This is a genomic window from Neisseria sicca (assembly GCF_017753665.1).
Lineage (GTDB): Bacteria > Pseudomonadota > Gammaproteobacteria > Burkholderiales > Neisseriaceae > Neisseria > Neisseria flava.
Window position 1 is genome coordinate 474,960 of the sequence record NZ_CP072524.1, and the last position, 20,082, is coordinate 495,041.

The 20,082-nt window shown below is 54.1% G+C and carries 19 protein-coding genes and 3 pseudogenes; 14 read left to right on the plus strand and 8 right to left on the minus strand.

Annotation, left to right across the window (positions count from 1 at the left end; translation table 11 throughout):
- Positions 1-91: 91 nt before the first annotated feature.
- Positions 92-907, plus strand: a pseudogene (locus J7445_RS02245) (helix-turn-helix transcriptional regulator).
- Here the strand turns inward: J7445_RS02245 and J7445_RS02250 are convergent.
- Positions 885-1,442 carry a YbhB/YbcL family Raf kinase inhibitor-like protein gene (locus J7445_RS02250; protein ID WP_045074312.1) on the minus strand — a complete coding sequence of 186 codons (558 nt, stop codon included), beginning with the start codon at positions 1,440-1,442 and terminating at the stop codon, positions 885-887. The pseudogene J7445_RS02245 and the gene J7445_RS02250 sit on opposite strands and share 23 nt — an antisense overlap.
- A gap of 254 nt (positions 1,443-1,696) precedes the next feature.
- Here J7445_RS02250 and J7445_RS02255 point away from each other — a divergent pair, with 254 nt between their 5' ends.
- Positions 1,697-2,506: a methylated-DNA--[protein]-cysteine S-methyltransferase gene (locus J7445_RS02255; RefSeq protein WP_083310427.1), complete on the plus strand. Its 810-nt coding sequence runs from the start codon at positions 1,697-1,699 to the stop codon at positions 2,504-2,506.
- Positions 2,507-2,621: 115 nt separating this feature from the next.
- Positions 2,622-3,617 carry an ornithine carbamoyltransferase gene (locus tag J7445_RS02260; protein ID WP_070656012.1) on the plus strand — a complete coding sequence of 332 codons (996 nt, stop codon included), beginning with the start codon at positions 2,622-2,624 and terminating at the stop codon, positions 3,615-3,617.
- Positions 3,618-3,747: 130 nt separating this feature from the next.
- Here J7445_RS02260 and J7445_RS12410 read toward each other — a convergent pair.
- The 5 genes and pseudogenes from J7445_RS12410 to xseA form a co-directional block, all read right to left on the minus strand.
- Positions 3,748-3,813: pseudogene (locus J7445_RS12410) on the minus strand (transposase); the annotation flags it as partial.
- A gap of 106 nt (positions 3,814-3,919) precedes the next feature.
- Positions 3,920-5,638: an arginine--tRNA ligase gene (gene argS, locus J7445_RS02265; RefSeq protein WP_070656014.1), complete on the minus strand. Its 1,719-nt coding sequence runs from the start codon at positions 5,636-5,638 to the stop codon at positions 3,920-3,922.
- 169 nt (positions 5,639-5,807) lie between these two features.
- Complete coding sequence (locus J7445_RS02270; RefSeq protein ID WP_209283115.1) at positions 5,808-6,617, minus strand: sulfite exporter TauE/SafE family protein; 810 nt, start codon at positions 6,615-6,617, stop codon at positions 5,808-5,810.
- 3 nt (positions 6,618-6,620) lie between these two features.
- Entirely contained in the window at positions 6,621-7,388 is a 768-nt protein-coding gene (gene pssA, locus J7445_RS02275; RefSeq protein ID WP_101809640.1) for a CDP-diacylglycerol--serine O-phosphatidyltransferase, read from the minus strand.
- A gap of 561 nt (positions 7,389-7,949) precedes the next feature.
- The gene (xseA, locus tag J7445_RS02280; RefSeq protein WP_209283116.1) at positions 7,950-9,299 is read right to left on the minus strand and encodes an exodeoxyribonuclease VII large subunit; all 1,350 of its coding nucleotides are present in this window, start codon (positions 9,297-9,299) and stop codon (positions 7,950-7,952) included.
- Positions 9,300-9,411: 112 nt separating this feature from the next.
- On the opposite strand from xseA, the gene lpxK reads away from it, so the two are divergent.
- The 11 genes and pseudogenes from lpxK to rfaD all read left to right on the plus strand — a co-directional run bounded on the left by lpxK (position 9,412) and on the right by rfaD (position 17,301).
- A complete protein-coding gene (gene lpxK, locus J7445_RS02285; RefSeq protein WP_209283117.1) occupies positions 9,412-10,437 on the plus strand; it encodes a tetraacyldisaccharide 4'-kinase in 1,026 nt (341 codons plus the stop codon).
- Between the two features lie 97 nt (positions 10,438-10,534).
- Positions 10,535-11,110: a DUF2059 domain-containing protein gene (locus J7445_RS02290; RefSeq protein WP_209283118.1), complete on the plus strand. Its 576-nt coding sequence runs from the start codon at positions 10,535-10,537 to the stop codon at positions 11,108-11,110.
- 93 nt (positions 11,111-11,203) lie between these two features.
- Complete coding sequence (locus J7445_RS02295) at positions 11,204-11,386, plus strand: Trm112 family protein (RefSeq protein ID WP_002221286.1); 183 nt, start codon at positions 11,204-11,206, stop codon at positions 11,384-11,386.
- Positions 11,383-12,144, plus strand: coding sequence for a 3-deoxy-manno-octulosonate cytidylyltransferase (kdsB, locus tag J7445_RS02300; protein ID WP_060974493.1), 762 nt, complete (start codon positions 11,383-11,385; stop codon positions 12,142-12,144). The genes J7445_RS02295 and kdsB overlap by 4 nt, the downstream gene beginning before the upstream one ends.
- Before the next feature lie 10 nt (positions 12,145-12,154).
- Positions 12,155-12,673: a 3-deoxy-manno-octulosonate cytidylyltransferase gene (locus J7445_RS02305; RefSeq protein ID WP_209283119.1), complete on the plus strand. Its 519-nt coding sequence runs from the start codon at positions 12,155-12,157 to the stop codon at positions 12,671-12,673.
- A gap of 82 nt (positions 12,674-12,755) precedes the next feature.
- The gene (gene adk / locus J7445_RS02310) at positions 12,756-13,403 is read left to right on the plus strand and encodes an adenylate kinase (RefSeq protein WP_002232195.1); all 648 of its coding nucleotides are present in this window, start codon (positions 12,756-12,758) and stop codon (positions 13,401-13,403) included.
- 305 nt (positions 13,404-13,708) lie between these two features.
- Positions 13,709-13,897: pseudogene (locus J7445_RS12415) on the plus strand (hypothetical protein); the annotation flags it as partial.
- A gap of 21 nt (positions 13,898-13,918) precedes the next feature.
- Positions 13,919-14,650: an orotidine-5'-phosphate decarboxylase gene (gene pyrF, locus J7445_RS02315; RefSeq protein WP_049227774.1), complete on the plus strand. Its 732-nt coding sequence runs from the start codon at positions 13,919-13,921 to the stop codon at positions 14,648-14,650.
- A gap of 96 nt (positions 14,651-14,746) precedes the next feature.
- Positions 14,747-15,139, plus strand: coding sequence for a DUF2185 domain-containing protein (locus J7445_RS02320; RefSeq protein WP_070656030.1), 393 nt, complete (start codon positions 14,747-14,749; stop codon positions 15,137-15,139).
- Positions 15,140-15,244: 105 nt separating this feature from the next.
- Positions 15,245-16,207, plus strand: a complete 963-nt coding sequence (gene hldA / locus J7445_RS02325; protein ID WP_070656033.1) for an ADP-heptose synthase — start codon at positions 15,245-15,247, stop codon at positions 16,205-16,207.
- 89 nt (positions 16,208-16,296) lie between these two features.
- Positions 16,297-17,301, plus strand: a complete 1,005-nt coding sequence (gene rfaD, locus J7445_RS02330) for an ADP-glyceromanno-heptose 6-epimerase (RefSeq protein ID WP_070656035.1) — start codon at positions 16,297-16,299, stop codon at positions 17,299-17,301.
- A gap of 81 nt (positions 17,302-17,382) precedes the next feature.
- Here the strand turns inward: rfaD and dapC are convergent, their stop codons facing one another.
- Complete coding sequence (gene dapC / locus J7445_RS02335; protein WP_070656037.1) at positions 17,383-18,570, minus strand: succinyldiaminopimelate transaminase; 1,188 nt, start codon at positions 18,568-18,570, stop codon at positions 17,383-17,385.
- Positions 18,571-18,780: 210 nt separating this feature from the next.
- Positions 18,781-19,950: an NAD(P)H-dependent flavin oxidoreductase gene (locus tag J7445_RS02340; protein ID WP_016688209.1), complete on the minus strand. Its 1,170-nt coding sequence runs from the start codon at positions 19,948-19,950 to the stop codon at positions 18,781-18,783.
- Positions 19,951-20,082 lie beyond the last annotated feature (132 nt).

A 20,082-nucleotide genomic window follows, 5' to 3' on the forward strand; every position in this document is an offset into this window, starting at 1 on the left:
TAAACAGGGCTGCGCCTTATGTGCAGCCCTGTGTGTTGAAACATTGAGGAATATAACCGTGCCGTCAAATTACTTTCATACGCGTGAACGATTGGGTGCTTTAGGCGGCATCGTGCAACATCATACCGCCTTGTACCGCAGCGTGGCGGTACATGAACCGACCATGGTTATCGTGCGGCGCGGATGCAAGAAGCTGCGGTGGGCGGGGCGCGAATTGAGGATTGCGGCGGGTGAGGTTGTTGCGTTGGCAGGCGGGCAGACGTTTGACGTCATCAATATTCCTGATTCAGACGACCTCTATCAGGCGCAATGGATTGCTTTCGAACAGGAAGCCATAGAAAGGTTTGCCGCACAATACGGGACGGCGCAGGCAGTGTGCGATGCGGTGAAGCTGCCGCACCCCGGGCGGATGAACGCGGCGTTTGATTATGCGGCTGCGGTACTGGCGGATGAAGAAGTGCCGCACAATGCGGCGGAGGCCGCGCTTTGCGGCGTGTTGGCGTGGTTGCAGCATGACGGCATCGGTTTTGCCGTGTACGAAGGCTTCAACCTGATGCGGCAAATCCGCAAACTGATTACCGCCGATATGGCTGCGGACTGGTCGTCGGCGATGCTGGCGCAGCGGCTTAATTGCAGCGAGGCTGCGTTGCGGCGGCGGTTGGCGCGGCAGGACACGAATTTCCGTACGCTGCTGACGGATGTACGCATGATGCGCGCGCTGACGCTGTTGCAGGTTACGCAATGGCCGGTGGCGCAGATTGCCGGCGCGGTCGGCTATGACTGCCCGTCCCGTTTCAGCGCGCGCTTCAAAGAGCGGTTCGGTTGCGTACCGTCGGCGGTCTGATCGGAAGCGGAGCCGGCGGCATATCGGCGCACGGGGCAGGTCAGCGTTGGTGTTCGACCGTGAATTTCGCTTCGCCCAAGCTGTTTGCCCTAGTAAAGAAACCGACCAGCGCGGGTGTGGATTCGGCGGTGATGTTCGGCAGCTTGGCGACTTTCAGCGCGGTGAGTGTGAATTCGTAGCGGTGTTTCCTGCCTTCGGGGGGACATGCGCCGCCGTAGCCCGGAGTGCCGAAGTCTGTGCGGGTTTGCAGCGCGCCTTTGGGCAGCCTGCCGCCTTGCGCGGTAATGCCTGCGGGCAGGCGGCGGACATCGGCGGGGATGTCGGCGACCACCCAGTGCATCCAGCCCAGACCGGTCGGCGCGTCTTTATCGTAAACGGTCAGGACGAAACTTTTTGTCCCTGCGGGCGGATTTTTCCACGACAGCGCGGGCGAAGCATTGCCGCCCGAACAGCCGAAGCCGTAAGGCGCGCTCAAAAGCTGGTTTTGCGTGAAGCCGCCGTCTTTGGACGGGTTGTCGAATTGCAGCGTGAATGCGCCCTCGGCAAAGGCAGCGGTTGAAAAAGCCATCAGTACGGCGGAGAGGATGCGGGTTTGCATAGATGATTCCTTTGCTTGATGAATAAGTGGATTCATTATAGGCTGTCAATGGCGGCAGGAATGTGCCGAAACGGTTGGATGATGTGCCGAAATGCGCAAATGTAAAAATCCGTGGTTTCAGACGACCCTTTGCAGGTCGTCTGAAATCTTTAATTCCTTTCCCTGAGGCTTTAGAAATATCGAATATTTAGGAATCGCCGCAACCTGACCCACAAGATTTACGTCATAGCCCGTTCCTGCGCCGGCGTTCGGGAATGGTGAAAATTGGGGATTTTGCCGTCAAATCCATGATAGAGATACGGAGCAAACGAATGATTACCCTGCCTTCCTTAAACAACCTGCCGTCAAAATGGGATGAAATCCGCCATTGGCTCGAAACCCAAGTTTTTGAGTGTGAAGTCATGCCGTATCCCAATCTGACGGAACACGAGGCCAAACAGTTCGAGCAGGATTTTATCGACCGTATCGGCTGCGCGCCCGAAGAATATGTCCGTATCCGCCGCGCCATCTGTCTGTTGGAAGCGATTTATCCCGACAGCTTGAACGAACTGACCGCTGCCGCCATTGCCACGCCTTTGGGCGAGATGCTGGCGGTGTTCGGCGGTAAGGGCTTGTGTTTGCTGGAGTTTGTCGGGCAGAAACATATGGAGCAGGAAATTACCGCCGTCCAAAAAGCCTTGCACGGACGGTTTGTGTTTCGGGAAGATGAGCAAACGCAACTTCTGCGGCAGGAATTGGACTTATACTTCAAGGGTCGTCTGAAAACCTTTGCTACGCCTTTGGAGCAGATCGGTACCGAATTTCAAAAGCAGGCATGGGATGCGCTCTTGGCGATTCCTTACGGCGAAACGCGCAGCTACAAGGAGCAGGCGCAGCGTTTGGGCAATCCCAAAGCCGTCCGTGCCGTTGCCGCCGCCAACGGGCAGAACAAGGTTTCTATCCTGATTCCCTGCCACCGCGTCATCGGCAGCGACGGCAAGCTGACCGGCTACGCAGGCGGTCTGAACCGTAAACAGTCGCTGCTTGCTTTGGAACGCGGCGAAGTTCAGACGACCTTGTTTTGATTTCGGAGCAGGCTTCGCACTCTGAAAAACGGTCGGCAATGATGCCTGACAAAATCCGCATACAAAACAATATCGGGCATCAATGCCCGACCTGCCGGAAAGGAGAAATACGAATATGAACCTGAAAAACCGCCATTTCCTGAAACTTTTAGACTTTACGTCCGAAGAAATCACCGCCTACCTCGACCTTGCCGCCGAGTTGAAAGCCGCCAAAAAGGCAGGGCGCGAAGTGCAGCGGATGAAAGGGAAGAACATCGCCCTGATTTTTGAAAAAACATCGACCCGCACCCGCTGCGCGTTTGAAGTCGCCGCGCGCGACCAAGGGGCGGGGGTGACTTATCTGGAGCCGTCCGCCAGCCAAATCGGGCATAAGGAAAGCATCAAAGACACCGCCCGCGTGTTGGGCAGGATGTACGACGGCATCGAATATCGCGGCTTCGGGCAGGACGTGGTCGAAGAATTGGCGAAATACGCCGGCGTGCCCGTGTTCAACGGTCTGACCAACGAGTTCCACCCCACCCAAATGCTCGCCGACGCGCTGACCATGCGCGAACACAGCGGCAAACCCTTGAACCAAACCGCGTTTGCCTACGTCGGCGATGCACGTTACAACATGGCAAATTCGCTGCTGGTGTTGGGCGCGAAGCTCGGTATGGACGTGCGCATCGGCGCACCGAAAACCTTGTGGCCGTCTGAAAATATCGTTGCCCGCGCACGCGCCGTCGCCGAAGAAACCGGCGGAAAGATTTTGCTCACCGAAAACGCGGAAGAAGCCGTCAAAGGCGTCGATTTCATCCATACCGACGTGTGGGTCAGCATGGGCGAGCCGAAAGAGGCATGGCAGGAGCGTATTGATTTATTGAAAGATTACCGCGTTACCCCCAAACTGATGGCGGCATCGGGCAACCCTCAGGTCAAATTCATGCACTGCCTGCCCGCCTTCCACAACCGCGAAACCAAAGTCGGCGAATGGATTTACGAAACCTTCGGTTTAAACGGCGTGGAAGTAACGGAGGAAGTATTCGAAAGCCCCGCCAGCATCGTGTTCGACCAGGCGGAAAACCGGATGCACACGATTAAAGCGGTGATGGTGGCGGCGCTGGGGGATTAATCTCAACGTAATGCCGAAATAGAAAACGGTTAACCGCGGCTGTCCACACATAGATGGAGATGGCGGCAGAGGGTTATCCTATTTTTTATAGTGGATTAACTTTAAACCAGTACGGCGTTGCCTCGCCTTACCGTACTATCTGTACTGTCTGCGGCTTCGTCGCCTTGTCCTGATTTAAAGTTAATCCACTTCGTCGCCTTGTCCTGATTTAAAGTTAATCCACTATAGAATCACCATCATTCATTACATAGACAAAGGTCGTCTGAAAACTTTTCAGACGACCTTTGTCTATGGGGAATGACTTACATCACATCCAACACATCAATGCCCAGTAAATCCAAGCCTTGTTTCAGCGTGTCGCCGGTGAGCTTTGCCAGTTGCAGGCGGTTGTTGCGGGTTTCACCTTCGGCTTTGAGTATCGGGCAGGCTTCGTAGAAGCGGCTGAACAGGGTGGCGGTTTGGTAGAGGTAGGCGGCAAGGTAGTGCGGATATGCCGTGTCTGCCACGCTTTGCAATACGTCTTCGAATTTCAGCAGCTCGGCAGCAAGCTGTTTTTCCAGCGGTTCGGTCAAAATGGTTGGCGCGGTTGCGTCCCATTCGCCTGCTTTGCGGAACACGCTTTGCACGCGGGTGTAGGCGTATTGCAGGTAGGGGGCGGTGTTGCCTTCAAACGAGAGCATGGAGTCCCAGTCGAACACATAATCGCTGGTGCGGTTTTTGCTCAAATCGGCGTATTTGACCGCGCCGATGCCGACGGTTTTGCCGATTTTCGCCGCTTCGTCCGCGCCCAATTCGGGATTTTTTTCTTTCACCAAAGCAGTGGCGCGCTCAACGGCTTCGGTCAGCAGGTCAACCAGCTTCACGGTGTCGCCGCTGCGCGTTTTGAACGGTTTGCCGTCTTTGCCCATCATGGTGCCGAAGCCGATAAACTCGGCTTTTGCATCTTCCGGCAGATAGCCTGCCTTGCGGGAAGTGGTGAAAAGTTGTTCGAAGTGCAGGGCTTGGCGGTGGTCGACGACGTACAGCAGGCGGTCGGCTTTCAGACGACCTATGCGGTAGCGCAGGCATGCCAAATCGGTGGAGGCGTAGAGGAAGCCGCCGCCTTGTTTTTGCACGATAAATGCGGCGGGTTCGCCTTCTTTATTTTTAAACTCATCCAAGAACACGACTTTCGCGCCGTCGTCCTCAACCGCCAGACCTTTTTGAACCAAGTCATCGACCACGGGCTGCAAATCGTCGTTGTATTTCGATTCGCCCGCCACGTCCTCAGGGCGCAGTTTCAAGCCCAGCGTGTCGTAAACGGCTTGGGCGTGCGAGAGCGAAATATCGACAAACTGTTTCCACAAAGCCAACACGGTTTCATCGCCGCCTTGCAGCTTCACAACGTATTCGCGCGCGGTGTCGGCAAAGGCAGGGTCTTCGTCAAAGCGCACTTTGGCGGCGCGGTAAAACTGCTCCAAGTCCGCCAGCTCGAACGCGGCATTGTCTTTTTGCTGCTCAACCAAATAAGCGACCAACATGCCGAACTGCGTACCCCAGTCGCCGACGTGGTTTTGGCGGACGACGGTGTTGCCCATAAATTCCAACACGCGCGAAATGCTGTCGCCGATGATGCTGGAACGCAGATGGCCGACGTGCATCTCTTTTGCTAGATTGGGCGAGGAATAGTCGATAACGACGGTTTGCGGTTTGTCGGTTTCCGCTATGCCGAAACGCGCGTCGTTTAAAGCCGCATGAATGTTTTGGGCGAGAAATTCGGGGCGCAGGCGCAGGTTGATGAAGCCGGGACCGGCCACTTCTGCGCTTTCAATCACGGCGTTTTCCGCCAATGCTTCGGCGACCTTTTGCGCCAATTCGCGCGGATTTTGTTTGGCTTTTTTCGCCGCGCCCATCACGCCGTTGATTTGAAAATCGCCGTGTTCGGCGTTTTTGGTCGGCTGCAAGACAACGGGGCTGTCGGCGATGCCTGCGGCGGCAAAGGCGGCAGCGGCTTCGCGTTCGACGGTTTGATGTAGGTTCATGAAGTTCGGTCTTTCGGTTAAATTCAAATCAGGCGGTATTTTAAAAGAATTTGGGGTGTTGAAACAGGGCTAAGGTGAAAGGTCGTCTGAAAAAATGTGGATGGTTTCGGCGTAACCCGCCATGCCCGTTTTCAGACGACCTTTTAATGATGGCAGCTTTTGGAAAAATTCAACGGACAAGGTTCCAAGCCATTTTTATGGCAATCAGCAGCAGCATGATGCCGAAGGAGATTTTGAGCTGGCGGGCGGGGAGTTTGTGCGCGGTTTTGACGCCGAGCGGAGCAAAAATCATGGTGGCGATGCTGAGGATGGCGACGGCAGGCAGATAGAGGAAGCCGCCGGAACCGTGGGGCAGGTCGGGAACGTTCCAGCCGGTAACGAGATAACCGATTGTGCCTGCAAGCGCAATCGGCCAGGCGAGGCCGGAGGATGTGCCGATGGCGCGGTGGGCGGGGAAGTTGCAATACATCAGGAAGGGGACGGACAGTGAGCCGCCGCCGATGCCGACCCAGCTCGAAGCTGCGCCGAACAATGTGCCGACAGCACTTAGGCCGGGTAGGCCGGGCAGGTGGCGCGAGGCTTTCGGTTTGGAGTCGGTCAGGGTTTTGAGGGCGATAAGGGTCAGGAATACGATAAAGAAGATTTGCAGGGAGCGGGTAGGCATGTATTTGGCGGTTACTGCGCCAATCAGTACGCCGAATATCATGGAGGGGGTCATACGGCGGACGGTCTGCCAGTCGATGGCGCTTTTTTTATGCTGGGCGTACATGCTGGAGAAGGTCGTGAACACCATCACGGCGAAGGATGTGCCGATGGCGAGATGTTGGGCGTAGGGGTGGCTGCTGATGCCTTGCAGTTGCAACGTCCACAAGACGACGGGGACAATCAATGTGCCGCCGCCTACGCCGAACAATCCTGCAATAAAGCCCGCCGCGCTTCCGACGGCGAGCAGGGAGAAGATGATGTCCCAAGTCCACATTTTTCAGACGACCTTTTTGGTTTTACGGCGTTTTTTCAACCAACGCCATACTGCCATGATGTAGCCGGAGAGGCTGTAACCCAGGAAAAACAGGAAAAGTACAAGCGAAGGTTTCCAGTTGATGAGCAGCAATACCAACACGGCAAGCACCATGCCCATAAACGGGACTTGGCGGCGGATGTTGATTTCTTTGAAGCTCCAAAACGGGATTTGGACAATCATGGAAATACCGGCGAAAAGCGTGATGCCCAAAGCCCACCAATGCACGCCGGGGAAGCGTTCGATGCTGTGGTTGACCCAAATCAGGCCGACAATCAACGCGGCGGCGGTCGGACTGGGAACGCCGATGAACCAGCGTTTATCGACTTTGCCGATAAGCGTATTGAAGAGGGCGAGGCGCAGGGCGGCGCAGGCGCAGTAGATGAAGGCGACGGAATAACCGATTTTGCCAAACTGCCAAAGCTGCCATTTATAGGCAATCAAGGCGGGCGCAACGCCGAAACTGACCATGTCGGCAAGGCTGTCGAGCTGTTCGCCGAACGCGCTTTGGCTGTTGGTCAGCCGTGCCACGCGACCGTCCATGCCGTCGAGCAGCATGGAGAGGAATACTGCAATCGCTGCCGTCTCATAACGCCCGTGCATGGATTGGGTGATGGCGAAAAAGGCGCAGAACAACGCGGCGATGGTAAAGGAGTTGGGCAGCAGGTAAATACTGTTCCGACGCAGAGAATTGCGCGGCGGGATTGGCGGTTGGTTTTGCATGTTGTCCATAATCGTTTGATGATGCAGTACAAAGCAGATGGAGGGATTATACCGTATTGAGATGAAAATGATTCCGGAATGTGCAGGAGGTCGTCTGAAAATGTGTGAATACCGCTTGGTTTGTTCATTTTCAGACGACCTTTTTACCGAAATATGAGTTTTGCTGTCTTTCTAAAAACAGGAACAATCAGCCGTAAATTGCCGTATTTTTACCAAATCCGAACAACCGAAGAACAGCGTATAACGTAGGCTTAGCCCGCGAAAATCATCATCGGTCTGCTGGCTCGGCATTTGTGCCATATCGGAAAACTGGATTCGTGCGGGACGGGTCGTCTGAAAACAGGTGGATCAAATTTTGTCAAAGCAAATGTTCAAATAATAAGCGCAAAGAAAAAGCATCAGAACCATCATTCCCGCGCAGGCGGGAATTCAGATTTTTGGTTTTCGGAAGGATTCGGAACGCCATTATTCCAAATCTCCGGATTCACGCCTGCGTGAGAATGACGGCAAGAGCAGTTTCTATTTTAATCGACTCTGTTTTCAGACGACCTTCTTCAGTCAAGCCGACGATTAATCAAACAATTCCCGCTGCGCCTGCTCTTTGGTCACGCGCACGTCGGTTTCACCTTCGGCAAAAATAATGTGCAGTTTCTGCCCTTGTTTCAACGCGTTGGCGTTGCGGATGACTTGTCCGCGTGTGTTTTTGACGACGGAAAAGCCGCGCTCCAGAATCTGCTGCGGCGAGACAGCTTCGAGCAGGGCGGTTTGGGCGGTCAGGCTTTGACGGCGTTGGACGAGCAGTTGACGGAAGGCGTGCGATAAGGTCGTCTGAAAGCGGTCGATGTCTTGCCGGTAAACGGAAATATCGGGGCGGAAATGTTGCAGGGCTTGGGTTTGGCGTTCGAAACGGACGGTGTGGGCGCGGACGTTTTGCGTCATCGAGTAGGACAGGGTTTGCGCCAGTTTGTGGATGTAGGTGCGCTGTTCGTCGAGTTTTTGGCGCGGGTGGCGGATTTGCCGCGCGAGCCAGTCAAGCTTTTGGCTGGCATCGAAATAGCGTTGTTCCAAAACGGTTTTCAGACGACCTTTAGCTTGGGCGAGGCGGTGTAACGATTCTTGGCGGTTGGGGCTGACCAGTTCCGCCGCGCCGGTCGGCGTGGGCGCACGCACGTCGGCGACGAAATCGGCGAGCGTGAAATCGGTTTCGTGTCCCACGCCGCTGACGACCGGAATTGGGCAGACTTCGATGGCGCGCACGACAGGTTCTTCGTTAAACGCCCACAAGTCTTCAATGCTGCCGCCGCCACGACAGACAATCAACACATCGCATTCGGCGCGTTGCGATGCGGTTTTAATCGCTTGGGCAATCTGAAACTCGCTGCCCGCGCCCTGAACGGCGGTCGGATAAACGATGACGGGAATTTCGGGCGCGCGACGTTTCAAGGTGGTAACGACATCACGCAAAGCCGCCGCTGCCAGACTGGTTACGATGCCGATACATTGCGCTCGGGCGGGCAAAGGTTTCTTGCGTTCCGCCGCAAACGCGCCTTCCGCCTGCAACTGCGCCTTCAGCCGCTCGTAGGCTTCGTAAAGCTGCCCCAAGCCTTTGAGCCGCACCTCGTTCACGGTAATCTGAAATTCGCCCCGCGCCTCGTAAATACTGATTTTGCCCGCCACTTCGATATGGTCGCCTTCTTTCAAAGGTTTCGCCAAACGCGCCGCCGCACCCTTGAACATCGCGCAACGCACCTGCGCGCGGCTGTCTTTGAGCGAGAAATAATAATGCCCGCTGGCGGCACGGGTCAGATTGGACACTTCGCCCGCAATCCACAAGCCGGCAAGATGGTCTTCCAGCAAGGCTTTGGCGAGAGCGTTGAGTTCGGATACGGAAATGGAGGAGGGCGCGAAGAGTTCGGACATTGGGAGGCAGGAAGAATGGGGAAAGGTTGGATTATAAGGGGTTTCGGGCGGCATTTATAGCCGATAGGCTTGTGTTATATAATCTTCAGTCGAATATTTCAAGGTTGTCTGAATGCCCAAACTCCACCAAATCATCGAACGCCATTGGCAACGCCCCAATCCGTTTTTATCTTTACTGCTCAAACCCTTATCCATGCTATTTGCCAAAATTGCGGCGAAACGGCGCGATGATTTCGTTTCAGGTCGTCTGAAAAGCGAAAAGCTGCCCGTGCCTGTGGTCGTGGTCGGCAATATCCACGCGGGCGGGACGGGGAAAACGCCGATTGTCGCCGCGCTGGTGTCGGGTTTGCAGGAAAAAGGCATCAAGGTCGGCATCATCAGCCGGGGCTACGGGCGCAAGAGCAAGGCAGTTCATGTATTGAATGCCGCGAGCCGTGCGGAAGATGCGGGTGACGAGCCTTTGCTGCTGTTCCGCAAAACCGGCGCACCGACGGCGGTGGGCAGCAGCCGTGCGGAGGCAGGCAGGGCGTTGCTGGCGGCGCACCCTGACATCGGGCTGATTGTGGCAGACGACGGTTTGCAGCATTATGCCCTGCGGCGGGATGTGGAAATCGCGGTGTTTCCGGCGGCGGATACGGGGCGGACGGATTTGGATTTACTGCCCAACGGCGGTTTGCGCGAACCTTTGTCGCGTTTGGATTCGGTGGATGCGGTCGTCGTCAGCGGCGGTCAGGCGGATGCGTCGTTTGCGCCGTCTGAAAACATGTTTCACAGCAGTATCGAAACGGGACGGATTTACCGTTTGAACCAGCCGTCCGAAATACTGGATACAGGTCGTCTGAAAAACCAAACCGTCGCCGCCGTGGCAGGTATCGCCAAACCGGAGCGTTTTTTTGATTCGCTGCGGAACATGGGCATCACGTTGAACCAAACCGTCGCACTGCCCGACCATGCCGATATCGCTGCGACAGACTTGCCCAATGCGGACGCGGTCATTATTACGGAAAAGGATGCAGTCAAGTTTTTAGACGATCTCAATCTGAATCATGTATGGGTATTGCCTGTTTGTGCGATAATCGAACCTGATTTGGCGGAATTTGTGTTGGAGCAGTTAAGTCTTGCCGAAGAGGTCGTCTGAAAATATTCTGTAGGTCGGGCATTCATGCCCGACAAGCCGTCTTATTTGGGAAACATCGTCTGAACATTTGTATTTTTGTTTTTAGAAGGAGAGGAAGATGAAATTGAAAACCCTGTTGCTGCCCCTTACTGCCTTTGCATTGTGTGCCAACGCATTTGCCGCTACACCCAGCGACGCGTCGCTGGAGCGTCTGTTTGAAGTACAGAAGATGGATGCCTTGTTGGAACAGTCTTTCCAAAGCATGGAAGGCATCGTGCTTTCCGATCCGAATGTACAGAAATTTTTGAAAGATGCGCCGGAAGACAAACGTCCGCAGTTGGAAGCAGTCTTGAAAAAGTATGCAACCCGGTCGATTGCCGAAATCAACACGCCGCAAGTGCGCGCACAGTTGCGTAAAGCCGCTTTAGACGGCATGAAGACGGTTTATACGCAAGAAGAAGTCAACGCATTGATTGGCTTTTACAGCACGGCGGTAGGTCAATCGATAATGGACAAAACGCCGCGCTATCTTGAGGCGACGATGAAACCTATGATGGACATCCTTGCCGGCAAATACACCCAATCCAACGAAAGCGCAAACTTGAGGCGTGAAATCCGCCAAATCATGTGCGAAGGCAAAAATCCTGCCCAAGCCTGCGCCAAACAGCCTAACAAACCGGCACGGAAAAAATAATGCCGCTTGAGGTCGTCTGAAAACGAGCGAAGCAAGTTTCGCCAAAACGAGCGAAGCGAGCTTCGCTAAAACCATCAAACCCGAAAGAAACCCATGGAAAAAAAATTCTTAGACATCCTCGTCTGCCCCGTTACCAAAGGCAGGCTGGAATATCATCAGGACAAACAAGAGTTGTGGAGCCGTCAGGCGAAGCTGGCTTATCCGATTAAAGACGGCATTCCCTACATGCTGGAAAACGAAGCGCGAGCGTTGAGCGAAGAGGAACTCAAAGCATGACCGAATTCGTCGTATTGATTCCGGCGCGGCTGGATTCATCGCGCCTGCCCGGAAAAGCCTTGGCGGATATTCACGGCAAACCGATGGTCGTGCGCGTTGCCGAACAGGCGGCAAAAAGTAAAGCCGCGCGTGTCGTCGTTGCCACCGACCATCCCGATATTCAGACGGCCTGTCAGGCACACGGCGTCGAAGTCGTCATGACGTCAAACCGACACGAAAGCGGCACGACGCGCCTTGCCGAAGCCGCCGCCGCACTAAAACTGCCGCAACATCTGGTCGTCGTCAACGTACAGGGCGACGAGCCGCTGATTGCCCCCGAACTCATCGACCGCACCGCCGAAGTCTTGGTGGAAAACAACGTACAAATGGCGACCGCGGCACACGAATTGCACGATTTCGACGAATTTATGAATCCCAACGTCGTCAAAGTCGTCCTCGACAAAAACCGCAATGCCATCTACTTCAGCCGCGCTCCGATTCCCTATCCGCGCGATGCCATGCGCGCCGAAAAACGCGAATTGCCCGCCGAAACCGCCGTCCTGCGCCATATCGGCATCTACGCCTACCGCGCCGGTTTTCTGCAACGCTACGCCGAAATGAGCGTCTCGCCGCTGGAAACCATCGAATCGCTGGAGCAACTGCGCGTCCTGTGGCACGGCTACCCGATTGCCGTCGAAACCGCCAAACAAGCCCCCGCAGCCGGTGTGGATACGCAGGAAGATTTGGACAGGGTCCGAGCCGTCTTTGAGGCCGTCTGAAAGGAAAAACATGACCGATTTACGCCATTTGAGCCGCGAAGAGCAAAAACTGCTTGCCGATGTTGCCCTGCTGGTTCAAAACGACGACCAAGAGTTTAACTATGAGATGTTGAAAGCCGCCGCGCCGGATGAAGCCAGCGGCGAGTTTTGGTTCCGTATGGCGGAAACGCTCAGTACGCTGCCGCCGAACCGTTCGCTGGATTTGCGTTTGAACGGGGGCAGGCTGACAGTTGCCGTGTCGATTTTGTCGGTTTTGCTGCAAGACAGCCCTGAGATTCCGCAGCTTTGGGCGCAAAAGGTGATTGCACTCAACTACTTGGCACACGGGCATCAGACCCGCGCGCTCGGTTTGGCGCAGCAGGCGGACAAGGCGGCGGAAGCCAACGAGGAAGAGTATCTGGCGAAGACTTTATCGCAAAACCTGCTTTCCACTTTGAAAGACGCATTGGCGCGTTTCCCCGAAGACACATGGTTTGCCGAAATGCGCGATGACGCATGGAAACATTTCGGCGCGGAACAGGCCGTCTGAAGTTTTGAACGATAAACGCAAGCCGTGTAAAATCATTTGAATCACGTTTCAAATCTATATCACTTAATAAGAAGGAACACCCATGAAAGTATTATTGTTAGGCGCGCCGGGCGCGGGCAAAGGCACTCAGGCACAATTCATCACCGCTGCGTTCGGCATTCCGCAAATTTCTACCGGCGATATGCTCCGCGCTGCGATTAAAGCAGGCACGCCGCTGGGTTTGGAAGCGAAAAAAATCATTGACGAAGGCGGCTTGGTGCGCGACGACATCATCATCGGCATGGTCAAAGAGCGCATCGCGCAAGACGACTGCAAAAACGGTTTCCTGTTCGACGGCTTCCCGCGCACGCTGGCACAAGCCGAAGCGATGGTTGAAGCGGGTGTGGATTTGGACGCGGTCGTTGAAATCGACGTACCCGACAGCGTGATTGTCGACCGCATGAGCGGCCGCCGCGTCCACTTGGCTTCCGGCCGTACCTACCACGTTACCTACAATCCGCCCAAAGTCGAAGGTAAAGACGACGTAACCGGCGAAGATTTGATTCAGCGCGACGACGACAAAGAAGAAACCGTCAAAAAACGCCTTGCCGTGTACCACGAGCAAACCGAAGTGTTGGTTGATTTTTACAGCAAACTGGAAGGCGAACACGCGCCGAAATACATCAAGGTTGACGGCACTCAGCCGGTAGAAGCCGTAAAAGCCGAAGTATTGGGCGCATTGGGCAAATAAATCGAAAAGGTCGTCTGAAAACAGGAAATCAGGTTTCAGACGACCTATTTTTGATAAACAGCGTGTTGCAACCGAAAAATAATCATTCGGCGTCATTCCCGCGCAGGCGGGAATCCATTTCTGAATTTGGGCAATCGCTATTTAAATCTGATGAACTGAGTTTTATCAATGGATTCCTGCCTGCGCGGGAATGACGGCTGATGTACCGGTTCAAATTTATCCGAAACAGTTTGTCGGGGGCTTGAATCCGCTTAGGTCGGACATCAATGCCCGACCTACGGTTTGAATTTACGTTGTTATAGTGGATTAACAAAAATCAGGACAAGGCGACGAAGCCGCAGATAGTACAGATAGTACAGATAGTACAGATAGTACAGATAGTACAGATAGTACAGATAGTACAGATAGTACAGATAGTACGGCAAGGCGAGGCAACGCCGTACTGGTTTAAAGTTAATCCACTATACTGCGAAAAAGACGATAAAGGTCGTCTGAAAACCCGAAACGAAAACACCATGAATCCTTTAATCACCGACTTCCAAACTCCGCAACAACGCACCCCCGTCATCGTTGCCCTTGATTTTGCCAACGAAAAAGACACGCTCGGATTCGTTCGCAACCTGGATCCGGCGTTGTGCCAAATTAAAATCGGCAAAGAGCTGTTTACCGCGACGGGGCGCAGTTTAGCGGAAAGCCTGATTCATCAGGGTTTCAAACTCTTTCTCGATTTGAAATACCACGACATTCCCCACACCGTCGCGCAGGCGTGCAAAGTCGCCGCCGACATGGGCGTGTGGATGGTCGATATGCACGCATCGGGCGGCCGCCGCATGATGGAAGCCGCCGCCGAAGCCGTTGCCGGATACGGCACGAAGCCGCTCCTAATCGGCGTAACCGTGTTGACCAGTATGGAACAAAGCGATTTGGCGGAAATCGGTTTGAACATCGCCCCTGAAGAGCAAGTCATCCGTTTGGCGAAACTGGCGCAAAGTTCGGGCTTGGACGGCGTCGTCTGTTCCGCCCAAGAAGCCGCGCCGCTGCGCCGCGAATTGGGACAGGATTTTGTCTTGGTCACGCCGGGCATCCGCTTGGACGTTGCCGGCAACAACGACGATCAACGCCGCATCATGACGCCCGCCGAAGCATTGGCGGCAGGTTCGACTTATCTGGTAATGGGACGCCCTGTTACCCAAGCCGCCGATCCGGTAGCCGTATTGCGCGAAGTGAACCGCGTGGCGAACGCTTGAACATCAACAATTTTGATACCGTTCAAAGGAAACTACCTTACTTTGATACGATAGATAAATAACCAAAAAATTTCAGCTTAGAAAGGAAATTATTCGATGTCTCAATGTGGTTCAGATGTGAGCAATATTTTTGATCATGATGCATTTCCAGAAGATGATTTACTTGTAAAGGATACCCCTGTTGGATGGTATGCGATTGTGTCACATAAAATTGTTGAAGAGGGGCTTCCTATTAGATTTATGTATCGGGAACATCAAGGGGATTTACCATTTGATAGCGGATGGCGAGTATTTTCCGGAACAGAAGATGATGAATACATGAATAACTCTGAAAACTTCTCCTTTCAAAGCTTGACGCGACTTACTCATTATCAAGCAGATGTTGGGGAGCTGTTTTGGGCGGATATAGGTAGCGTTTTTGAAAAAAAAGAAGGAGAGGATTGTTTTTCTCCTGTTACCGATTGGTCTCCTTTCGATTTTGAAGAATAATAAAAAGTCAGATTTTATTTTTAATCAGTAGATCTGCAGGTGAGTGCGCTGAGAATACATTGAAGTTTTCACACACAAAAAATAACTTATTTTGGAGTGCAGAAAATGCCCACCAAGTTCCAACAAGAAACCCTCAAATCCCGTTTCGCGCAAGCCAAAGTCCTTGTTGTCGGCGACGTGATGCTCGACCGTTATTGGTTTGGCGATGTGTCCCGTATTTCGCCCGAAGCCCCCGTGCCGGTGGCGAAAATCGGACGAATCGACCAACGCGCGGGCGGGGCGGCTAATGTTGCGCGCAACATCGCTTCGTTGGGTGGCAAAGCTGGGCTGTTGTCCGTAACCGGCGACGACGAAGCCGCCAATGCGCTCGACGCGTTGATGGCGCAAGACGGCGTCGCCTCCTATCTGATGCGCGACAAACAAATCGCCACCACCGTCAAACTGCGTGTCGTCGCCCGCAACCAGCAGCTTATCCGCCTTGATTTTGAAGAGCATCCCAACCGTGAAGTGTTGGAACAAATCAAGCAGCGATACCGTGAAATCTTGCCCGAATACGATGCAATTATTTTTTCAGACTACGGCAAAGGCGGCCTGTCGCACATCTCCGATATGATAGATTGGGCGAAACACGCGGGCAAAACCGTCTTAATCGACCCCAAAGGCGACGATTACGAAAAATACGCCGGCGCTACGCTGATTACGCCCAACCGCACCGAATTGAAAGAAGTGGTCGGCAGTTGGAAAAACGAAAGCGAGCTGACCGAAAAAGCGCAAAACCTGCGCCGCCACCTCGACCTGACTGCCGTTTTACTGACCCGAAGCGAAGAGGGCATGACCCTGTTCAGCGAAGGCGAACCCATTTACCAGCCCACCCGCGCCCAAGAAGTTTATGACGTATCCGGCGCAGGCGACACCGTCATTGCCGGAGTGGGTTTGGGGCTGGCAGCAGGCTACACCATGCCCGAAGCCATGCACCTCGCCAATACCGCCGCCGGCGTCGTCGTCGCCAAACTCGGTACGGCGGTTTGCTCGTTTGCAGAGTTGAACAAAGCATTGGAAGAGCAGTAATTTCTTTTTCAGACGACCCCGTCTTTCCAAGGTCGTCTGAAACGAGTGCAACGAGTTTCGCCAAAACCAAAAAACAAAGGAAACCCAATATGACCATCATCGTAACAGGCGCGGCCGGCTTCATCGGCAGCAACATCGTCAAAGCCCTCAACCAACGCGGCATTACCGACATTATCGCCGTTGACAACCTGACCCGTGGCGAAAAATTCAAAAACCTTGCCGAGTGCGAAATCGCCCACTACCTCGACAAACACGAATTCATCCGCCAAGTGCGCGGTCATCTTCTGCCTTACGAAAATATCGAAGCCGTCTTCCACCAAGGCGCGTGTTCCGACACCATGAACCACGACGGCCTCTACATGATGGACAACAACTACCAGTACACGCTCGACCTTTTGGACTGGTGTCAGGACGAACGCATCCCCTTCCTCTACGCTTCCAGCGCCGCCGTGTACGGCAAAGGCGAAATCTTCCGCGAAGAGCGCGAACTCGAAAAACCGCTCAATGTGTACGGCTACTCCAAATTCCTGTTCGACCAAGTATTGCGCCGCCGCATGAAAGAAGGCCTGACCGCCCAAGTCGTCGGCTTCCGCTACTTCAACGTTTACGGACAACACGAACAACACAAAGGCCGCATGGCATCCGTCGCCTTCCACCATTTCAACCAATACCGCGAACACGGTTACGTCAACCTGTTCGGTGCCAATGACGGCTACGGCAACGGCGAACAAACCCGCGACTTCGTCAGCGTCGAAGACGTCGCCAAAGTCAACCTCTACTTCTACGACCATCCCAACTTCTCCGGTATCTACAACCTCGGCACCGGCCGCAGCCAACAGTTCAACGAACTCGCCGCCGCCACCGTCAACGCCTGCCGCGCCGCCGAAGGTAAGCCTGAAATGAGCTTGAAAGAGCTGGTAGAAGAAGAACTTATCCGCTACGTCCCCTTCCCCGACGCGCTCAAAGGCAAATACCAAAGCTTCACCCAAGCCGACATCACCAAACTGCGCGAAGCCGGATACAAGGAAGAATTTTTGGATGTCAAAGCAGGCGTAGCCCGCTACGTCAAATGGATGCTGGAAAATTTGGCTTGATTTGAAATGTCCATAACAAAGGTCGTCTGAAAACTCGGATTTGAGGTTTTCAGACGACCTTTTATTGAACTGCACCCTTGTTCAGCGATACAGGGAAACGATGGTTTCGGCGGCTTTGACGCAGCTGTCGACATCGGCGACCAAGGCGATGCGGACGTAGCCTTCGCCTGGGTTGCCCCATTCGGTATCGCGGGCGAGGAAGCGGCCGGGGAGGACTTGGATGGCGGCTTTTTGCCAGAGGTTTTTGGCAAATGCCAAATCGTCGCCGTCCGGTACTTTCAGCCAGATGTAGAACGATGCGTCGGGCAGTTTGACATCGAATGTCTGTTGCAAAATGGGGATGACGCGGTCGAATTTTTCCTGATACAGGCGGCGGTTGGCGATGACGTGTTCTTCGTCGTTCCATGCGGCGATGCTGGCGCGTTGGACGGGGATGCTCATTGCGCTGCCGTGGTAGGTGCGGTAGAGCAGGAAGTTTTTAAGCAATTCGGCATCGCCTGCGACAAAACCGGAGCGCAGTCCGGGGACGTTGGAGCGTTTGGAGAGGCTGGTGAACATGACGATATTGCGATTGCTGCGACCTAATTGCGCTGCTGCCTGTAAGCCGCCTATGGGTTTGTTGCCGTCGAAATAGATTTCGGAATAGCATTCGTCAGAAGCGATGATGAAACCGTATTTGTCTTGCAGATCAAAGATTTCTTTCCAGTCTTCCACTTGCAGGACGCTGCCGCTGGGGTTGTTGGGCGAGCAGACGAACATGACTTTGGTGCGTTGCCATACGTCTTCGGTGATGCTTTTCCAATCGGGCTTGAAGGACGGGGCAGGGCAGTTGGCAAAACGGATTTCGCCGCCGCCGAGGATGGCTGCGCCTTCGTAGATTTGGTAGAACGGATTGGGGCTGAGGACGACGGGTTTGAGGTCGTCTGAAACGGGGGTTAAGACGGTTTGAACGAAGGAAAACAAGGCTTCGCGGCTGCCGAGTACGGGTAGGACTTCTGTATCGGGGTTGACGGTCAGTCCGTCATAACGGCGGCGCATCCAGTCGGCACAGGCTTGACGCAGTTCGGGCAAGCCTGCGGTCAGGGGGTATTTTTCCAGTTCGTGCAGCGAGGCGGTTAGCGCATTGGTGATGACTTCGGGAGTGGGGTGTTTCGGCTCGCCGATGTGCAAAGGGACAGGCGCGACACCTTCGGGAGGGTTAATGCCCTGCATGGCTTCGCGCAGGCGGGCAAACGGATAGGGTTGGAGCTGGTCGAGTAGTGGGTTCATGGGTGTTCCAAATGTCTATCGAGACGGTCATCTTAGCATTTTTTATGCGGATTTTGTTGACAATGTGTCCATAGAAAGGGAGGTGGCGTTGGGAAAAGGTCGTCTGAATATCGGTTTCAGACGACCTTTTTAAGCATCACACTATTTGTAGGCACGATAAAAGGGCACATTGAAATATGCCCTTTTTTAGCGTTCATCTGCGGGTATGAATTATTTGGCTGCTGCGGGAAGAGCGCCGTTGAGCAGATATTGGATGGTTTCTTGCACCGTGCGGATGGCGTTGCCAAACGGCAGCGGGTCTTTACCTCGGAAAAACAAGCCTTTATCGACTTCGCCACGGAAGGCGGCGGAAAGTTGGATGTCGATGCAGAATTGTCCGGCTTTTGCCAAACCGTCGCGCAGGCCGCAGCTGGTCAGACAGTTCAAGCCTTGCGTACAGCGGCGCGGGTCGGCTTTGGCATTGGCTTGAAGCTTGGATTCGCGCTTGATGTAGCTGTCTAGAAATTTGGTGCGCACCCCGCGTGCGGGCAGTCCGGCGACGGACATAAATTCGACAACATGCTCGGTTTCCGCGCCTGCCAGCGTTTTTTTGAAGTTGATGTGGGCATCGCCTTCTTCGGTAACTGCAAACGCCGTGCCGATTTGGACGGCGGATGCGCCCCAGTTTTTCAGCGCGGTTTTGACTTTCTCAAAGTTCGCCATGCCGCCGGCGAGGATGAGTGGGATTTTTTCGCTTTCAAGGCCTAAGTTCTTGAATACTTCAAAAGTTTCTTCGATGACGCGTTTGAATTCAAACTTGGCATCGTTCACACCTGCCACGCTTGCCGCGCCCAAGTGTCCGGCAGCGTGCGCGGGATGCTCGATAACGATAGCATCGGGCAAAACGCCTTTTTTCATCCAGCGTTTCAATACGATACCGATACCGCGCGATTCGGACAAAATCGGGAACAGGGCGACATCTTTGTGATAACCCTCAGTCATTTCAGGCAAATCCAGCGGCAACCCCGCACCCATCACAATCGCGTCCGCACCCGATTCGCAGGCTTGGCGGACATAGGCGGCGTGGTCTTTGACGGCTTTCATGACGTTGACGGCAATCATGCCTTTGCCGTTTGCGTCGGCTTTGGCTTTTTGGATTTCACGGTCAAGCGCGGTACAGTTGAGTCGGGTGTATTTTTCTTCACTCGGGTTGATTTTGGATTCGGCGAGCAAGTCGTCGTGCAAGTGGCGCAAATCGACGCTGGCAATCGTGCCAACACCGTTTTCACGGGCGACTGCGCTGGAGAGTTTCGATGCGGAAACGCCCACGCCCATTCCGCCTTGAACGACGGGAATCAATGATTTGCCACGGATGAGCAATGGGTCGAAGTTGCTTTGCATGTATGGGTTCCTTGATGGTTGCGGGTGGTGTTTTTAATAGACGGGTATCTGTATCGAGGTTGCTTTTATCGGCTGAATGACGCCTGTTTTAAAATTTTAGGAATTATACTCTAATCAAATGGGAAATTAGAG